The sequence below is a fragment of the Frankia sp. CcCS3 genome, assembly GCF_977927575.1.
On the sequence record NZ_CDWRCL010000076.1, the window covers coordinates 1 to 16,121 of the forward strand.

The following is a 16,121-nucleotide window of genomic DNA, read 5'->3' on the forward strand; positions in this document are numbered from 1 at the left end:
GGCGTCACAGCAGGTCAACAGCCCTGCTGGCAGCGCCGAGACCTGCGGCGACGGCCCTCGCGGCGACCCCGGGATCGGGCGCACCGGTGATTGGGCGACCCACCACGACCAGGTCAGAACCCCCCACAAGGGCAGCTTCCGGCGTCGCGGTTCGGGCCTGATCGCCGGTTTCCGACCCCCCCGGTCGCACTCCTGGGGTGATGAGAGTCACATTGCTACCAAGCTCCATACGGACCATTCGCACCTCCCGCGGACTGCACACGAGGGTGCGCGCACCGGCTTCGACCGCAAGCACGGCAAGCCTGCGGACGGCGTCGGAAGGGGGGCCGGCGAGCCCGATCGCGCTGAGCGCCGCCACATCCAGCGAGGTGAGTACGGTCACGACGGCTACCTCGACATCCGGGGCCGCCTCGATCGCCGCACGTATCATCGCCGCCCCCCCAGCCGCATGCACGGTCACGAAACGAGGGCCCAACGGGGTGATTGAGCGCATTCCCCCGGCGACCGTGGCGGGAATGTCGTGCAGTTTGAGATCGAGGAACAACTCCGGGGCGCTTCCGGCGCCGCCCGCGGCGTGCGTCGCGCCGCCGGCCCCGGCGAGCACGCCGGCCGCGCGCAGCGCCGTCACGATTGCCGGGCCCTCCCGGTAGAACAGCTCCAGACCGATCTTTAGCACGGCCGCGGTGGGGGCGACCGCGGCAGCCCAGCGCAGCACGGTCGCGGTGTCCGGGGCATCCAGCGCGACCGCCAGCGGCGCCCGGCCCCGCGGCGGGGTGAAGCGGGGCGCGGCGGCACTCCTCCCGTCGGAGCTCCTCCGGCCGGCGCTCATCTGCTCGTCCTGGCCGCCGGTCCGAGTGCGGCAGACTCGGGCGCCACAGACTCGGGCGCCACAGACTCAGGCGCCACAGACTCAGGCGCCACAGACTCAGGCGCCACAGACTCAGGCGCCACAGAGCCGGAGGATCCGGGCGGCGAGCCGCCCGGTTGTCCCCCGCCCCACGCCTGCCGCAGCGCCGCGTGGTATTCCTGCAACGATCGGACCCCCAGCTCCCCCCGTACCAGCGCTTCCACGCCCTGAACACAGGCCGCCGCACCCTGGATCGTGGTGATGCACGGAACCCCGGCACTCACGCAGGCCGTGCGGATCTCATAGCCGTCCAGGCGCGGGCCGACGCCCCACGGGGTGTTGATGACGAGGTCGATCTGCCCGGATGTGATCATCTCGACACAGTCGAGTAGCCCCTCGGTGGGGGCCCAGTGCTTACCGAGGACGACCGCCTTAACCCCGTTGCGCCGCAGCACGTCCGCGGTCCCCTCGGTGGCGTAGACGACAAAACCGAGATCCGCGAGCCGCTTGATCGGAAAAACCATCGCCCGTTTGTCCCGGTTGGCCACGGAGACGAACACCCGGCCGTAGGTGGGCAGCGAGGCGTATGCGGCGGCCTGAGACTTGGCGTAGGCTGTACCGAAGCCGTCGTCGATGCCCATCACCTCACCGGTCGACTTCATCTCCGGCCCGAGGACGGTGTCGACGCCGCGGCCACCGGCGTCCCGGAAGCGCCCGAAGGGCAGCACGGCCTCCTTGACCGAGATGTGCGAGTCCAGCGGCAGGGTGCCGCCATCGCCGGAGCGCGGCAGCAGGCCCTCGGCCCGCAGCTCGTCGATGGTCGCGCCGAGCATCACCCGGGCAGCGGCCTTGGCCAGCGGCACCGCGGTGGCCTTGGAGACGAACGGCACGGTCCGCGACGCCCGGGGATTGGCCTCCAGGACGTAGAGCACATCGGACTGCAGGGCGTACTGGACGTTGAGCAGGCCCCGCACCCCGACGCCCTTCGCGATCGCCTCGGTGGACGCCCGGATACGGTCGAGCTCCGAACGGCCCAGCGTGATCGGCGGCAGGACGCAGGCCGAGTCGCCCGAATGGACCCCGGCCTCCTCGATGTGCTCCATCACCCCGGCGAGGTAGAGCGTCTCCCCGTCGTAGAGGGCGTCGACGTCGATCTCCACCGCGTCGTCGAGGAACCGGTCGACGAGCACCGGATGTTCCGGGGAGATGGCGGTGGCCCGATCGATGTAGTCGCGCAGCATCGTGTCGTCGTAGACGATCTCCATGCCGCGCCCGCCGAGCACGTAGGACGGCCGCACCAGCACCGGGTACCCGATCCGCTCGGCCACCGTGCGCGCCTCGGCGAAAGAGGTCGCCACCCCGTGCGGCGGCGAGGGCAGGCCCGCCCGGGCCAGCACACGCCCGAACAGCCCGCGGTCCTCAGCCAGATGGATCGCCTTCGGCGGGGTGCCCACGACGGGCACGCCCGCCTCGGCCAGCGCCGCGGCGATGCCGAGGGGGGTCTGCCCACCGAGCTGGACGATCACCCCGGCGAGCGGCCCGGCCTGCTGCTCGGCGTGGACGACCTCGAGCACGTCCTCGACCGTCAACGGCTCGACGTAGAGCCGGTCGGCGGTGTCGTAATCGGTGGACACCGTCTCCGGGTTGCAGTTGACCATGACGGTCTCATAGCCGGCGCCGGAGAGCGCCATCACCGCATGGCAACAGGCGTAGTCGAACTCGATGCCCTGGCCGATGCGGTTGGGCCCGCTGCCGAGCACGATCACCCGCGGCCGTTCGCTCGGCGCGACCTCGGTCTCGGCGTCGTAAGCGGAGTAGTGGTACGGGGTCTCGGAGGCAAACTCCGCCGCGCAGGTGTCGACGGTCTTGAACACCGGCCGGATGCCGGTGCGGTGGCGGAACGCCCGGACCACGTCCTCGGAGGTGCCGAGGATCTCGGCGAGCTGGGCGTCGGAGAACCCGGCTCGCTTGGCCCGCCGGATGCCCGCCGGATTGCGACTGATCGTCGCCGCGGTCTCGTTGAGGAAGACGAGCTGGTCGACGAACCACGGGTCGATCCCGGTGACCCGGGTGACCTCGTCGGGATCCGCGCCGGCGAGCAGCGCCTGCTGGACGGTACGCAACCGGCCGTCGTGGGGAACCCGCGCGGCTTCCAGCAGGTCGGCGGCGTCCGCCTCGGGCGGGACGAAGGAGAACACCGAGCCCGGGGCCTCCATCGAGCGCAGCGCCTTCTGCAGCGCCTCGGCGAAGCTGCGGCCAACCCCCATCGCCTCGCCGACGGACTTCATCGTCGTCGTGAGCGTCGGGTCGGCACCGGGGAACTTCTCGAACGCGAACCGCGGCACCTTCACCACGACGTAGTCCAGCGCCGGCTCGAAGGCCGCGGGCGTGGTGCGGGTGATGTCGTTGGGGATCTCGTCGAGGGTGTACCCGAGCGCGAGCTTCGCCGAGATCTTCGCGATCGGGAAGCCGGTCGCCTTCGAGGCCAGGGCCGAGGACCGCGACACCCGGGGGTTCATCTCGATGACCACCTGCCGGCCCGTCGCCGGGTCGACGGCGAACTGGATGTTGCAGCCGCCGGCGTCGACGCCGACGGCCCGCATCACCGCGATCGCCATGTCCCGCATGCGCTGGTACTCGCGGTCGGTCAGGGTCATCGCCGGCGCCACCGTGATCGAGTCGCCGGTGTGCACCCCCATCGGGTCGACGTTTTCGATCGAGCAGACCACGACCACGTTGTCCGCGCGGTCGCGCATCAGCTCGAGCTCGTACTCCTTCCAGCCGAGGACCGACTCCTCCACCAGCACCTCGGTCGACGGGCTCGCGGCCAGCCCGTCCGCCGCCATCCGGCGCAGCTCGCCGGAATCATGGGCGAAGCCGCTGCCGGCGCCGCCGAGGGTGAAGCTGGGTCGCACGACCACCGGGTAGGAGAACTCCTCCCCGGCGGCCAGGCACTCGGCGACGGTGTGGCAGATGGCGCTGCGCGCGGTCTCGCCGCCGACCGCGGCGACGATGTCCTTGAACGCCTGACGGTCCTCCCCGGCGCGGATCGCGTCGATGTTCGCGCCGATCAGACGGACCTCGAAGCGGTCCAGGACACCGGCGTCGTGCAGGGCGACGGCGGTGTTCAGCGCGGTCTGGCCCCCCATGGTGGCGAGGATCGCGTCGGGCCGCTCCCGTTCGATGATCTTCGCGACGATGTCCGGGGTGATCGGCTCGACGTAGGTCGCGTCCGCGATCCCCGGATCGGTCATGATCGTCGCCGGGTTGCTGTTGACCAGGATGACCCGCAGGCCCTCCGCGCGCAGCACCCGGCAGGCCTGGGTACCCGAATAGTCGAACTCGCACGCCTGGCCGATCACGATCGGCCCGGAGCCGAGGACCAGGACACTGCTCAGCCTTTCCCGCGGATCGCTCGCTGCGCTCCTGACCCGCGGGGACCCCTGGCTCGTCGAACCACTCATCGTTCACTCCCGACAGATCTCTCGCCACGCTCCCGGGTGTCCGCCATCAAAGCGCGGAACCGCTCGAACAACGAGGAGGCATCATGCGGCCCCGGCGCGGCCTCCGGATGGAACTGCACGCTGAAGGCCGGCACGTCCAGACACTCCAATCCCTCGACGACGTTGTCGTTGAGGCCGCGGTGGCTGACCACCACCCGGCCGAACGGGGTGTCGGTCACCCCGGTCAGCGGCGCCCGCACGGCGAACCCGTGGTTCTGGCTGGTGACCGCGATCCGCCCGGTCGCCATGTCCCCGACCGGCTGGTTCACGCCGCGGTGGCCGTAGGTGAGCTTGTACGTCTCGAAGCCGAGAGCGCGGGCCAGCAGCTGGTGCCCGAAACAGATCCCGAACACCGGGACACCGGCCCGCAGCACCGTCCGCAGCGCGTCAACCGCGTAGTCCGCCGCCGCCGGGTCGCCGGGACCGTTCGACAGGAACACCCCGTCCGGTTCGAGCGCCAGCAGCTGTTCGCCGATGGTGCGGGCCGGCAGCACGTGCACCTCGCAGCCCAGCGCGGCCATGGCGGCCGGCGTCGCGCGCTTGATGCCGAGATCGAGCGCGGCGACTTTGAACAGCGCGGCGCCCGCCACCGCCTCCACCACATAGGGGGTAGGGGTGGAGACCCGGGGCGCAAGATCCGCGCCGAGCATCTCCGGGGAGGCGCGGACCCGGTCGAGCAGGGCGTCGAGCGCCGCCGCCCGCTCGCCGTCCGCGCCGGAACCCGGGCCCGTGCCGACCGGGCCACCATCGGCGTCGGCGTCGAGCACGCTGCTGATCCCGCACCGCATCGAGCCGAGCTCACGCAGGTGACGGGTCAGCGCCCGGGTGTCAATCCCGCTGATCCCCACCACGCCGGCCGCGGCCAGCTCGTCGTCAAGCGTGCCCCGGGCGCGCCAGTTGGAGGCCCGCCGGGCGGGGTCACGCACGACGAACCCGGCGACCTGGATCCGCTCGGACTCGTAGTCCTCGTCGTTGACGCCGGTGTTGCCGATGTGCGGGGCGGTCATGATGACGACCTGGCCGTGGAACGACGGATCGCTCAGCGTCTCCTGGTAGCCGGTCATCCCGGTGGAGAACACGGCCTCGCCGAAGGTCTCGCCGATCGCCCCGTACGCCTCGCCGACGAAGCTGCGACCGTCCTCCAGCATCAGGACCGCTCGCGTCGGCGTCGTGGTGGGAGTGCTCACCGATCCTCCTTCAGCCTGTTGACCTCACCGAGCGGTGAGGTCAACGGGTCAACCGACGACCAGCCGGGGTCAGACTGATCAAGCTGTCCCGGGTGCACCCACCCGGGGCCCGATCCCGGATCCGCCGGCCGCTGATCGGGATGGCGCGAGTCGGGGCGGCGCGGGTCGGGGTGACCCTCATCCGGGTGTCGCCGATCGGGGAGTCTCTGGTCCGAGCGCCACCGCTCCGCGTAGGGCCGCCGGTCGGCGGGCACCGCCTGCTCGCCGCGGGCCTGGGCCCGCTCCCCCCGGGAACGCAGCCGAGGGCCGGTCCGGATCGCCGGCATCTCCTCGGTCGGCTGTCCGGAACCCGGTCGCTGCCCGGGCCGGCCCACCGTCCCGGGGCCGGGCGCGATGGCCCGGGGGCGGATCCGCGGTACCGCGTGCGGTGAGGTGACGTCGCCCGGTGCCAGATGCGCGGGCGGGGGGCCGATCAGGTCGTGGACGGCGCGCACGACCTTGGGCTGACGGGCGCGGTCCTCGCCACGGAAACCGGTCTCCAGCTCGTGCCCGCCGAACGACCACGCGATGACGATCAGACGCCCGGGAGCGGAAACCTTGCCGGCGTGCGCCCGCTCCAGCCGGGCACCGCGGACGGCCTCGCGCGGGATCCAGAACGCCTCCCCGGGGCGGTCCACCCGCACCCCGGTCTCGTACACGCTGACGTAGCCGCCGGCCCGCCCGCCCAGCCCGCGGGCGGCGATCCATTCCAGCCAGTGCCCGGCGTCGACGGTGCCGAGGTACATCCCGCGCAGCGGAGCGGCGAACACCGTGCCCGGTTCCGCCGGCGGGACGGGCAGCTCGGGAAGGTCCTCCTCCTGACGCTCGGCCCGGTTGCGCCACGCCCGTCGCATCGAACCGACCACCGCGACGAACACCAGCAACAGACCGAGCAGGAGAAGCAGGTGCAGCCCCAGGCGGTCCGGCGCCCGGTCCAAGGCGACGGCGGGCCCGGCGGCCTGCAGGGATGCGGCGCGCGAAACAATCATACGATCTTCCCGTCGAACACGGTGGGCCGTCCCCGCAGGAACGTGGCGCGGATCGTTCCCGGCAGCGACCGGCCCGCATAGGGCGTGTTGCGGCTGCGGCTGGCGAGCGCGTCCGGCTCGACCATCCGCCACGGCGCCGGGTCGAGCAGGGTGACGGTCGCGGGCGCGCCCACTGCTATGGAACTCCACACCTCGGTCGCGGTTCGCGGCAGGCCACCGATCCTCGCCGGGGCCAGTGCCATCCGCTCGGCGACCCCGGCCCAGTCCAACCGGCCCGGGATGACCATCGTCTCGATGACCACCGACAGCGCCGTCTCGAGACCGAGCATGCCGGGACGCGCGGCGGCCCACTCCGTCTCCTTGTCCTCCAGCGCGTGCGGGGCGTGGTCGGTGGCGACGCAGTCGATCGTGCCGTCGGCGAGCCCGGCGCGCAGCGCGGCGACGTCGGCGGCGGTGCGCAGCGGCGGGTTGACCTTGTAGACCGGGTCGAACGAGCAGACCAGGTCGTCGGTGAGCAGCAGGTGGTGCGGGGTCACCTCGGCGGTGACGTTCCAGCCCTTCGCCTTGGCCCACCGGATGATCTCCACCGATCCGGCGGTGGAGACGTGACAGACGTGCAGCCGGGAGCCGACGTGCCCGGCCAGCAGCGCGTCCCGGGCGATGATCGCCTCCTCGGCGACCGCGGGCCACCCCGGCAGCCCCAGCCGGGCGGCCACCGTGCCCTCGTTCATCTGGGCGTTCTCGGTCAGTCGCGGTTCCTGCGCATGCTGGGCGATCACCCCGTCGAACGCCTTGACGTACTCCAGCGCCCGGCGCATGAGCAGCGCGTCCGACACGCAGTGCCCGTCGTCGGAGAAGACCCGCACGCCCGCCGCGGAGGAGGCCATGGCGCCGAGTTCGGCGAGTCGCTCGCCGGCAAGCCCGACGGTGACCGCGCCGACCGGCCGGACGTCGCAGTGACCCGCATCCAGGCCGAGCCGCCACACCTGCTCGACGACCCCCGCGGTGTCGGCGACCGGATTGGTGTTCGCCATCGCGAACACGGTGGTGTAGCCACCGAGGGCCGCGGCGCGGGTGCCGGAGGCGACCGTCTCGGCGTCCTCCCGGCCGGGTTCCCGCAGGTGAGTGTGCAGGTCGACCAGGCCGGGGAGCAGGATCAGCCCGTCCGTGCCCAGCACGGTGGTGCCGGCGGGCAGTCCCCCGGCCCCGGCGTGCGTGGAGCCGGCCGGTCGCCAGGCGGCCACCACCCCGCCCGCGAGGACGACGTCGACAGGGTCCCCGCCGAGCGGGCGGACCCGCCGCAGGACCCAGGAGGTCCCCGTCGGCGTCCCCACCGGCGTCTCCGCCGCGGGCGTCGTCATGAGACCTCCCCGGAACCACCCAGCAGCAGGTACAGCACGGCCATCCGCACGCTCACCCCGTTCGCAACCTGTTCCACGACTGTCGACCGGGCGGAGTCGGCGACCCGGGAGGCGATCTCCATCCCGCGTACCATCGGGCCGGGATGCATCACCAGGGCGTGGCCGGGCAACATCTCCGCCCGGTCGGCATCCAGCCCGTAGCGCCGGCTGTACTCCCGTTCGGTCGGGAAGAAGGCCGCGGACATCCGCTCCCGCTGGACCCGCAGCATCATCACCACGTCGCTCTTGGGCAGCACGGCGTCGAGGTCGTACGACACCTCGACCGGCCACGAGGAGATCCCGAGGGGCAACAACGTCGGCGGGGCCACGACGGTCACCGTCGCGCCCAGCGTGGCGAGCAGCCACACGTTCGATCGCGCTACCCGGGAATGCAGCACGTCGCCGACGATGGTGACGGCGAGGCCGTCGATCCGGCCGAGCCGGCGGCGCATGGTGAAGGCGTCGAGCAGGGCCTGGGTCGGGTGCTCGTGGGTGCCGTCTCCCGCGTTCACCACGCTGCCGCGCACCCAGGAGGCCAGTCGGTGCGGCGCGCCGCTCGCGGCATGCCGGCAGACCACGGCGTCGGCGCCCATCGCCTCGAGGGTCTGCGCCGTGTCCTTCAGGCTTTCGCCCTTCGACACGCTTGACCCGCGCGCCGAAAAATTGATCACATCGGCCGACAGTCTCTTGGCGGCTACCTCGAAGGACGTGCGGGTGCGGGTGGAGTCTTCGAAGAACAGGTTGACGACGGTGCGGCCCCGCAGGGTCGGCAGTTTGCGCACCGACGCCTCGGCGACCCGCGCCATCCGTTCAGCGGTGTCCAGCACCAGCAGCGCGTCGTCCCGGTAGAGATCCTCGGTCGAGAGGAGATGGCGGTTCACACCCGTCCCCCGAACCCGGCTCGTGCTCCCCGCACGGCACTCCCCCCGATCATGGCTGGTTCCCGGGAGGCGCGCCGTCGGCGACGTCCCCCCCGGCGGCCGAGAGGATCAGTACGCCGTCGGCGCCGTCGATCTCCCGCAGCCGGACGGCCACCGACTCCCGGCGCGAGGTCGGCATGTTCTTCCCGACGTAGTCGGCGCGGATCGGCAGCTCGCGATGGCCCCGGTCGACCAGGACCGCGAGCTGGACGGCACGCGGCCGGCCGTAGGCGGCCAGGGCGTCCAGCGCCGCCCGCACCGTGCGCCCGGAGTAGAGGACGTCGTCGATGAGGATCACCACGCGACTGTCGACACCACCCTCGGGAATGTCGGTCACCTCGAGGGGACGCACGCCGCGCAGTCGCAGATCGTCGCGGTACATGGTCGGGTCGAGGGAGCCAACCGGGAGACGCACCCCCTCGACGGCCTGCACCCGCTGTGCCAGCCGGTGCGCGAGAGGTACCCCTCGGGTGGGTACTCCGAGCAGGACGACCCCGGCGCCACCGGAGGTCTTCTCGAGAATCTGATGCGCCATCCGGCTGACGATCCGGGTGATGTCGTCTGCGGACAGTACTGCCCGGGCGGTGCCGGGACGGCGCGATGCGGGGTCGCTCGCGGCAGCCGGAGCCACGCGGCATCCCTCCTTCCCCGCCTCACGGGACGGTCCTTAAAGGAGTGGTCCCAGCGACGTTACCAGGGCCCTCAGGACGTGTGAGGGTCTCGCCTCCGGACGCCGACCGCCCCTGGCGCCCAGCGCGACGACGGGTCGCCCACCGGTCCGGACAGCGCGGGACGTTATTGCCGCGCCAACCACGCAGCATCATGTTGTCACTACTTGTCACTGGGTTCGACGCCGTCGCCACAGCGGTGACGGCACCCGGAAGTTCCCACCGCTCAGGCATAGGACGCAACCAGAGGGCTACAGAAAGTGGTACAAAGAAAGAGGCGACACGACCCCCCGGGTGTCGAGCGTCAACCCGGCGGGCACTACTATCGGTAACCGCCGGCGGCACGAGCCCCGGTTCCAACTGATCGACCACGACAGGAGTGGGCACTCCGATGTCCGACTATGCGAAGGCGCTCGGTGCTCGGCTGCGCGCGATACGCACCCAGCAGGGGCTCTCGCTTCATGGCGTCGAAGAGAAGTCGCACGGTCGGTGGAAAGCCGTCGTCGTGGGTTCCTACGAACGTGGGGACCGCGCCGTCACCGTGCAGCGCCTCTCCGAGCTCGCGGAATTCTACGGCGTTCCGGTGGGGGAGCTTCTTCCCGAGGGTTCCACCGTCGCTCCGCTGGAGCAGTCTCCCCGGATCGTCCTCGACCTCGAGCGTCTCTCCCAGGTTCCCAAGGAGCAGGGCGGTCCGCTCGCCCGGTACGCGGCGACCATTCAGAGCCAGCGCGGCGACTACAACGGCCGAGCGCTCTCGATCCGGTACGAGGACCTGCGCTCGCTCGCGGTGATCTACGACACCTCGCCGAGCAAGCTCACCGAGCAGCTCGTCTCTTGGGGCGTGCTGTCTCCGGAGCAGGGCGCGGACGCCGCGGCGACCGACGTCTAGCCTCGCTCCGGTACTGTGGTGTACCGGTACTGTGGTACCGGTACACCACAGTCCGCCGGCTCGCATCCGCGCCACCCGCGGCACACGTATCCGGGGAAGGACCCGGTACGTCGCCTGGGCGACGTACCGGGAATGCCGATCCCGGTTCCCTCCCGGTAACCTGGCAGCAGGGTAACCGGGCAACCCCGGTAGACCGCCGCTACGACGGCTGGCCGGGAATGGAATCCACCGCCGATCCTCGTCCGGTCGACTCGGCCGTGGTGGCCGGGCTCTTCCCCTCGACCAGACTCGCGAGCAGCCCGTTGACGAACACCGGCGACCGGTGGGTGGAGAGGTTCTTCGCCAGTTCCACGGCTTCGTCGATGGCGACCCGATCCGGGACGTCGGGACGCCAGAGCAGTTCCAGCACGGCGATCCGCAGAATGTTGCGGTCGACCGGCGGCATCCGCTCCAACGTCCAACCCTCGGCGTACCGGACGATCCGCTCGTCGATCTCCCCGCGGTGCTCGATGACCCCCTCGACCAGCTCGACGGCGTATTCCGATACCGGTGGATCGGACTGGGCCAGCCGGGCAGCGAGGATCTCCGGCACGGCGCTCGCGCGCACGTCCGCTTCGTAGAGGATGTCCAGTGCCCGTTTACGGGCCTTGGACCTGGCGCTCAGCTCGTCACCCGGCCCAGGTACCGGCCGTCACGCGTGTCGACCTTGACCTTTTCCCCGCTGGTGATGAACAGCGGCACGTTGATGGTGGCGCCCGTCTGCAGGGTGGCCGGCTTCGTCCCGCCGGTCGAGCGATCGCCCTGCACCCCCGGGTCGGTCTGCGAAATGGTCAGCTCGACGCTGGCCGGCAGTTCGACGTAGAGCGGGGCGCCGTCGTGCAGCGCGACGGTGGCCACGGTGTTCTCCAGCATGTAGTCGGCCGTCCCGCCGACGACATCCGGCGGGATCGGGATCTGATCGTAGGACTCGCTGTCCATGAAGACGAAATCGGCACCGTCCCGGTAGAGGTAGGTCATCTCGCGGCGGTCGACGGTCGCGACGTCGACCTTGACCCCGGCGTTGAAGGTGCGGTCGACGACTTTCCCGGTGAGCACGTTCTTCAGGGTCGTGCGGACGAACGCCCCACCCTTACCCAGCTTGACGTGCTGGAAGCCGACGACGTTCCACAACACCCCGTCGATGTCGAGCGTCATGCCGTTCTTCAGGTCGTTGGTGGTCGCCACTGCGCGCGTTCTCCGTTTCCATCGCCGTACGCCGACGGCGGGTGTGGTCGTTACCCGGGCCCTCGTGCGAGGACCGCGGTGCTCTCTCCCCAGGCTCCCCAGGCCATCCCAGCCATCCCAGGCCGCTTCCCCATCCTCAGGCCGCTTCCGGACCCGCCACCGGGCGCGGACGTGGCGGCGATCCTACAAACCGCCGCGACGAGTCTACCGATCCTCGGCGACGGTGGTGAACGCCGCGATCAGCAGGCCAGCATCCGGATTGTCCAGGATGACGGTGCGGCCCTGCGCCTCGAGGCCGACGAAACGCATCCGCCGTCCCCGCGCCTTCTTGTCGACCCGCATCGCGTCGAGCAGCGCCGCCCACCGGTCGCCCCGGTAGGTCACCGGCAGGCCGATGCGGGTCAGCAGCTCGCGGTGCCGGTCGGCGGTGGCATCGTCGAGGCCGACGACAAGCCGGGACAGCTCCGCCGCGAACACCATGCCCACCGAGATCGCCGCGCCGTGCCGCCAGCTGAAGTGCTCGACCTTCTCGATGGCATGACCGAGGGTGTGACCATAGTTGAGGATCTCCCGCCGGCCGTCCTCCCGCGGATCGCCGGAGACCACCTCGGCCTTGACCCGGATGGACCGCTCGATCAGCTCGGGCAGATGCGCGGTGCCGGTCGGATCGGCGTCGAGCAGATCGATGATCGCCGCGTCGGCGATGAAACCGGTCTTGACGACCTCGGCGAGCCCGGCGCGTACCTCGACGGCCGGCAGGGACTCCAGCGCCGCCAGATCGCACAGCACGCCGAGCGGCTGGTGGAACGCCCCGACCAGGTTCTTGCCCGCGTCGATGTCGATGCCGGTCTTCCCGCCGACCGCCGCGTCGACCATGCCGAGCACGGTGGTCGGCACCTGGACGACGTCCACCCCGCGCAGCCAGCTCGCGGCGACGAACCCGGCCAGGTCCGTCACGGTGCCGCCGCCGAGGCCGATCACCACGTCGTCCCGGGTGAAGCCGATCCGGCCGAGCACGTCCCAGCAGAAGCCGGCGATCCGCAGCTGCTTGGCCTCCTCGCCGCCGGGCACCTCGATGGCGTGCGCCTCCACGCCCGCGTTCTCCCGCAGGTCGGCGACGACGGCGTCCGCGGTGGCCCGCAACGCCCCGGGATGGATCACCGCGGCGCGGGTCCGCCCGGCGACGGCCTCGGCGAGCTCGCCGAGCAGGCCCGCCCCGAGCACGACGTCGTAGGGACGCCCGCCGCCCGGCCGTACCGGGATCCGCACGATGTCGGAGGCCTTCACCTGCATACTCACCGTCTGCCCCCTGCGGCGTCCGCCGCCTCGCCCGGTCCGCTGCCCGCCGTGAGCAGCGGGCCCAGTGCCGCCGCCACCTGGCCGGTCACCTCGTCCGGCTCGTGCCCCGCGGTGTCGATGACCACCGTCGCCACCTCGGCGTAGAGCGGCCGGCGTGCCCTGAGCAGGGCGGCGAGCCGCGTGCGGGGCCCCTCGACCAGCAGTGGACGGTCCCGGGCGAGGCCCACCCGCCGCACCGCGTCGGAAACTCCCACCTCAAGATAGACGACCCGGTGCCCGGCCAGCAGGGTCCGGGTCTCGGCGTCGAGCACCGCTCCCCCGCCAAGGGCCAGGACCCCCCGATGATCCGCGAGCGCGGCCGCCACCGCCCGGCGCTCGGCCAGCCGGAAGTACTCCTCACCATGATCGAGAAAGATGTCCGCGACGGTGGTGCCGAGCGCCGCCTCGATGTCGGCGTCGGTGTCGCGGAAACCCACCCCCCACCGCCGCGCCAGCTGGGTGCCCACCGTCGTCTTCCCCGCTCCGGGCGCTCCGACCAGCACCACCATCGGCCCCGTCCAGGCCATCGGCCCCGCCCACGCGTCCGTCGCCGGCTCCCCCACGATGATCCTCTGTCTTCGCCGCCTGCCGATTCCCGCCGCCGATCAGCGGATGACCAGGGACTTCAGGTACCCCTCGTAATTGCGCCGGGTCTCCTCCACCGAGTCCCCCCCGAACTTCTCCAGCGCCGCGCCGGCGAGCACGAGGGCGACCATCGCCTCCGTCACCACCCCGGCCGCGGGCACCGCGCACACGTCGGACCGCTGGTTGATCGCGACCGCCGCCTCGCCAGTGGACACGTCCACCGTGGACAACGGCCTGGTCAGCGAGGAGATCGGCTTCATCGCCACCCGCACGCGCAACGGCTCGCCCGTGGTCATGCCGCCCTCGACCCCGCCGGCCCGGGCAGTCGCCCGCCGCACCCGCCGGCCGCCGGCACCGGCCGGCTCGATCTCGTCGTGCGCCACGGAACCCCGCCGCCGCGCGGTGGTGAAACCGTCCCCGAACTCAACGCCCTTGATCGCCTGAATGCCCATCAGCTCGCCCGCGATCCGGGCGTCGAGGCGCCGGTCGCCGTGCACGTAGCTGCCGAGCCCGGGCGGGCAGCCATACGCCAGCACCTCGACGATGCCGCCGAGGGTGTCCGCGTCGGCGTGGGCTGCGTCGATCTCGGCGACCATCCGCACGCTGGTCGCCTGGTCGGCACAGCGGACCGGGTCCGCATCCACCGCCGCCAGCGACGTCGGGGCGGGCACCCCCGGGGGCACCTCGACCGCGCCGATCGCGACGACGTGCGAGATCACCTCGATGCCGTATGCCTGCCGCAGCAGCGCCTTGGCCGCGGTGCCGAGCGCGACCCGCGCGGCGGTCTCCCGGGCGCTGGCGCGCTCCAGCACGGGCCGGGCGTCGTCGAACCCGTACTTCTGCATGCCGGCGAGATCGGCGTGGCCGGGCCGGGGCCGGGTCAGCGGGGCTGCGCGGCTCAGGCCCGCCAGCGCCGCCGGATCGACCGGGTCGGGCGACATGACCCGCTCCCACTTGGGCCACTCGGTGTTGCGGACGACCACGCTGACCGGGCCGCCGAGAGTGACGCCGTGGCGGACTCCGCCGAGCAGCTCGACCTCGTCACGCTCGAAGCTCATCCGCGCGCCGCGACCGTGCCCGAGCCGGCGGCGGGCCAGCTCGGCGGAGATGTCGGAACTGGTTATCCGGATCCCGGCGGGCAGCCCCTCGACCGTCGCCACCAGGGCGGGACCATGAGACTCCCCCGCCGTCAGCCAACGCACCATGGCTCCAGTCTTTCACGCTCACCGCCCAGGTCACGACCGCGATCAGGCAGGACGACCGGAATCAAACGGAACTATCAGGATCAAATAGGACGATTGGGATTAAACAAAATAATATGGATCAAGTAGAATAACCGGGATCAGCCGGCGCGGCCGAGGACGGCGAGCAGCGTCCCGGCAAGCAGAAAGGGACCGTAGGCGATGCGGTCATGCCGGCCGACCCGGCCCGCCACCAGCAGCGCGCTTGCCCAGAGCCCCCCGAGGACGACGCCGGCGAACAGCCCGAACACCACACTCGGCCAGCCGAGCCAGCCGAGCGCACCGCCCAGCAGGCCGGACACCTTGACGTCGCCGCGCCCAAGTCCCGCCCTCGGCAGGCAATGCACCCCCAGGAAGATCATCCAGACGGCGGCGGCCGCCACCCCGGCGCGCAGCAGACGGTCGGGCTCGGCGGTGACCAGCGCGGCGAGGCCGAACAGCCCGGCAAGCACCGGATAGGACGGCAGTACCAGATGGTCGGGCAGGCGGTGCACCCGAAGATCGATCACGGCCAGCCAGACCCCGACGACCGCCAGGTACACATAGGCCGGCAACCAGCTCGGATGATCGTGCAGGGCGACGGTCACGGCCGTGGCGACCAGCACCGTCACGGCACCGAGCGCCACCGCCCCGGGCACCTCCCGGTGCGGGGCCTCCCCGGGCACTGCCGGCACGCCGGCCACGACCCGGCGACCGAACGGCAGGGCGGCGAGCGCCGGAAGGGCGATCAACATGCTGAGCGCGCCGCCCGGCACCACTCCCGGCACCGCTATCCGCCGGCAGGTCCGCCGCGGCCGCGGGGACCACTCCCCGCGAAACCATGGCCGGCCGGCACGCCGACCTCCACCGCCGGCACCGCCGGGGGCCTGTCCGCCTGCGCCCGCTCGTCCAGCGCGGCCTGGCCCGCGGCCAACAGAACGCTGGCGGGAACCACCTGCCCGGTGAAATGCTCGACCTGCCCCACGGCCTGGGCGGCGAGGATCTCCAGGCCACCTGCGACCCGGGCACCGGCCCGGTAGGCCGCGGCGGCCAGCGCCGTGGGCCAGGGATGATAGAGCAGTTCTACGAGCTGACAGGCTGGCGACCACGGTTTGGTGGCGAGCCCGTCGGTCGCGCCGGCGGGCGTGGTGGAGATGACCAGATCCGGGCCGGCCGGCAGGCCGGCGGCCAGCAGATCCCAGGGCAGCGCGGTGACCTCGACGCCCAGCCGCGACCCGATCTCCGTCACCTCCGCCACGGCGGCGGGCCGGCGGGCGACGACGCCGAGGCGGGTGCAGCCCGCCGCGGCGAC

Annotated in this window: 14 protein-coding genes and 1 pseudogene; 1 reads left to right on the top strand and 14 read right to left on the bottom strand. The window is 71.9% G+C overall.

The genetic code is table 11. The features are described from left to right. Positions 1-4: 4 nt before the first annotated feature. Genes pyrF through pyrR form a run of 7 tightly spaced genes read right to left on the bottom strand, consistent with a single transcriptional unit; the run spans position 5 to position 9,516 of the window. Complete coding sequence (gene pyrF, locus AC08OQ_RS09165) at positions 5-829, bottom strand: orotidine-5'-phosphate decarboxylase (RefSeq protein WP_476598960.1); 825 nt, start codon at positions 827-829, stop codon at positions 5-7. After that, positions 826-4,311 (bottom strand): carbamoyl-phosphate synthase large subunit, encoded by a 3,486-nt coding sequence (gene carB / locus AC08OQ_RS09170; RefSeq protein WP_476611985.1) that lies wholly within the window; start codon positions 4,309-4,311, stop codon positions 826-828. Before carB ends, pyrF begins: the two co-directional genes overlap by 4 nt. Further along, complete coding sequence (gene carA / locus AC08OQ_RS09175; RefSeq protein WP_476598976.1) at positions 4,308-5,498, bottom strand: glutamine-hydrolyzing carbamoyl-phosphate synthase small subunit; 1,191 nt, start codon at positions 5,496-5,498, stop codon at positions 4,308-4,310. Before carA ends, carB begins: the two co-directional genes overlap by 4 nt. Before the next feature lie 35 nt (positions 5,499-5,533). Continuing rightward, entirely contained in the window at positions 5,534-6,565 is a 1,032-nt protein-coding gene (locus AC08OQ_RS09180) for a PH-like domain-containing protein (protein WP_476598964.1), read from the bottom strand. Further along, positions 6,562-7,926 carry a dihydroorotase gene (locus AC08OQ_RS09185; RefSeq protein ID WP_476598966.1) on the bottom strand — a complete coding sequence of 455 codons (1,365 nt, stop codon included), beginning with the start codon at positions 7,924-7,926 and terminating at the stop codon, positions 6,562-6,564. Before AC08OQ_RS09185 ends, AC08OQ_RS09180 begins: the two co-directional genes overlap by 4 nt. Further along, complete coding sequence (locus tag AC08OQ_RS09190) at positions 7,923-8,846, bottom strand: aspartate carbamoyltransferase catalytic subunit (protein ID WP_462186061.1); 924 nt, start codon at positions 8,844-8,846, stop codon at positions 7,923-7,925. Before AC08OQ_RS09190 ends, AC08OQ_RS09185 begins: the two co-directional genes overlap by 4 nt. A gap of 49 nt (positions 8,847-8,895) precedes the next feature. Further along, complete coding sequence (gene pyrR / locus AC08OQ_RS09195; RefSeq protein ID WP_476598968.1) at positions 8,896-9,516, bottom strand: bifunctional pyr operon transcriptional regulator/uracil phosphoribosyltransferase PyrR; 621 nt, start codon at positions 9,514-9,516, stop codon at positions 8,896-8,898. A gap of 428 nt (positions 9,517-9,944) precedes the next feature. On the opposite strand from pyrR, the gene bldD reads away from it, so the two are divergent. Beyond that, positions 9,945-10,442 (top strand): transcriptional regulator BldD, encoded by a 498-nt coding sequence (bldD, locus tag AC08OQ_RS09200; protein ID WP_462186059.1) that lies wholly within the window; start codon positions 9,945-9,947, stop codon positions 10,440-10,442. 199 nt (positions 10,443-10,641) lie between these two features. On the opposite strand, the gene nusB is transcribed toward bldD, so the two are convergent. The 7 genes and pseudogenes from nusB to AC08OQ_RS09235 form a co-directional block, all read right to left on the bottom strand. Next, positions 10,642-11,106: a transcription antitermination factor NusB gene (gene nusB / locus AC08OQ_RS09205; protein ID WP_476598978.1), complete on the bottom strand. Its 465-nt coding sequence runs from the start codon at positions 11,104-11,106 to the stop codon at positions 10,642-10,644. Beyond that, positions 11,103-11,666, bottom strand: coding sequence for an elongation factor P (efp, locus tag AC08OQ_RS09210; protein ID WP_476598970.1), 564 nt, complete (start codon positions 11,664-11,666; stop codon positions 11,103-11,105). The genes nusB and efp overlap by 4 nt, the downstream gene beginning before the upstream one ends. Positions 11,667-11,870: 204 nt before the next feature. Beyond that, positions 11,871-12,959, bottom strand: a complete 1,089-nt coding sequence (gene aroB, locus AC08OQ_RS09215) for a 3-dehydroquinate synthase (RefSeq protein WP_462186077.1) — start codon at positions 12,957-12,959, stop codon at positions 11,871-11,873. Positions 12,960-12,961: 2 nt separating this feature from the next. Beyond that, the gene (locus AC08OQ_RS09220) at positions 12,962-13,570 is read right to left on the bottom strand and encodes a shikimate kinase (RefSeq protein WP_476598980.1); all 609 of its coding nucleotides are present in this window, start codon (positions 13,568-13,570) and stop codon (positions 12,962-12,964) included. 39 nt (positions 13,571-13,609) lie between these two features. Beyond that, positions 13,610-14,794, bottom strand: a complete 1,185-nt coding sequence (aroC, locus tag AC08OQ_RS09225) for a chorismate synthase (RefSeq protein ID WP_462203293.1) — start codon at positions 14,792-14,794, stop codon at positions 13,610-13,612. A 137-nt stretch (positions 14,795-14,931) separates the two neighbouring features. Then, on the bottom strand, positions 14,932-15,597 hold the full coding sequence (locus AC08OQ_RS09230) for a prepilin peptidase (protein ID WP_476598972.1): 666 nt from the start codon (positions 15,595-15,597) through the stop codon (positions 14,932-14,934). A 2-nt stretch (positions 15,598-15,599) separates the two neighbouring features. Then, positions 15,600-16,121 (bottom strand): annotated as a pseudogene (locus AC08OQ_RS09235) (shikimate dehydrogenase); the annotation flags it as partial.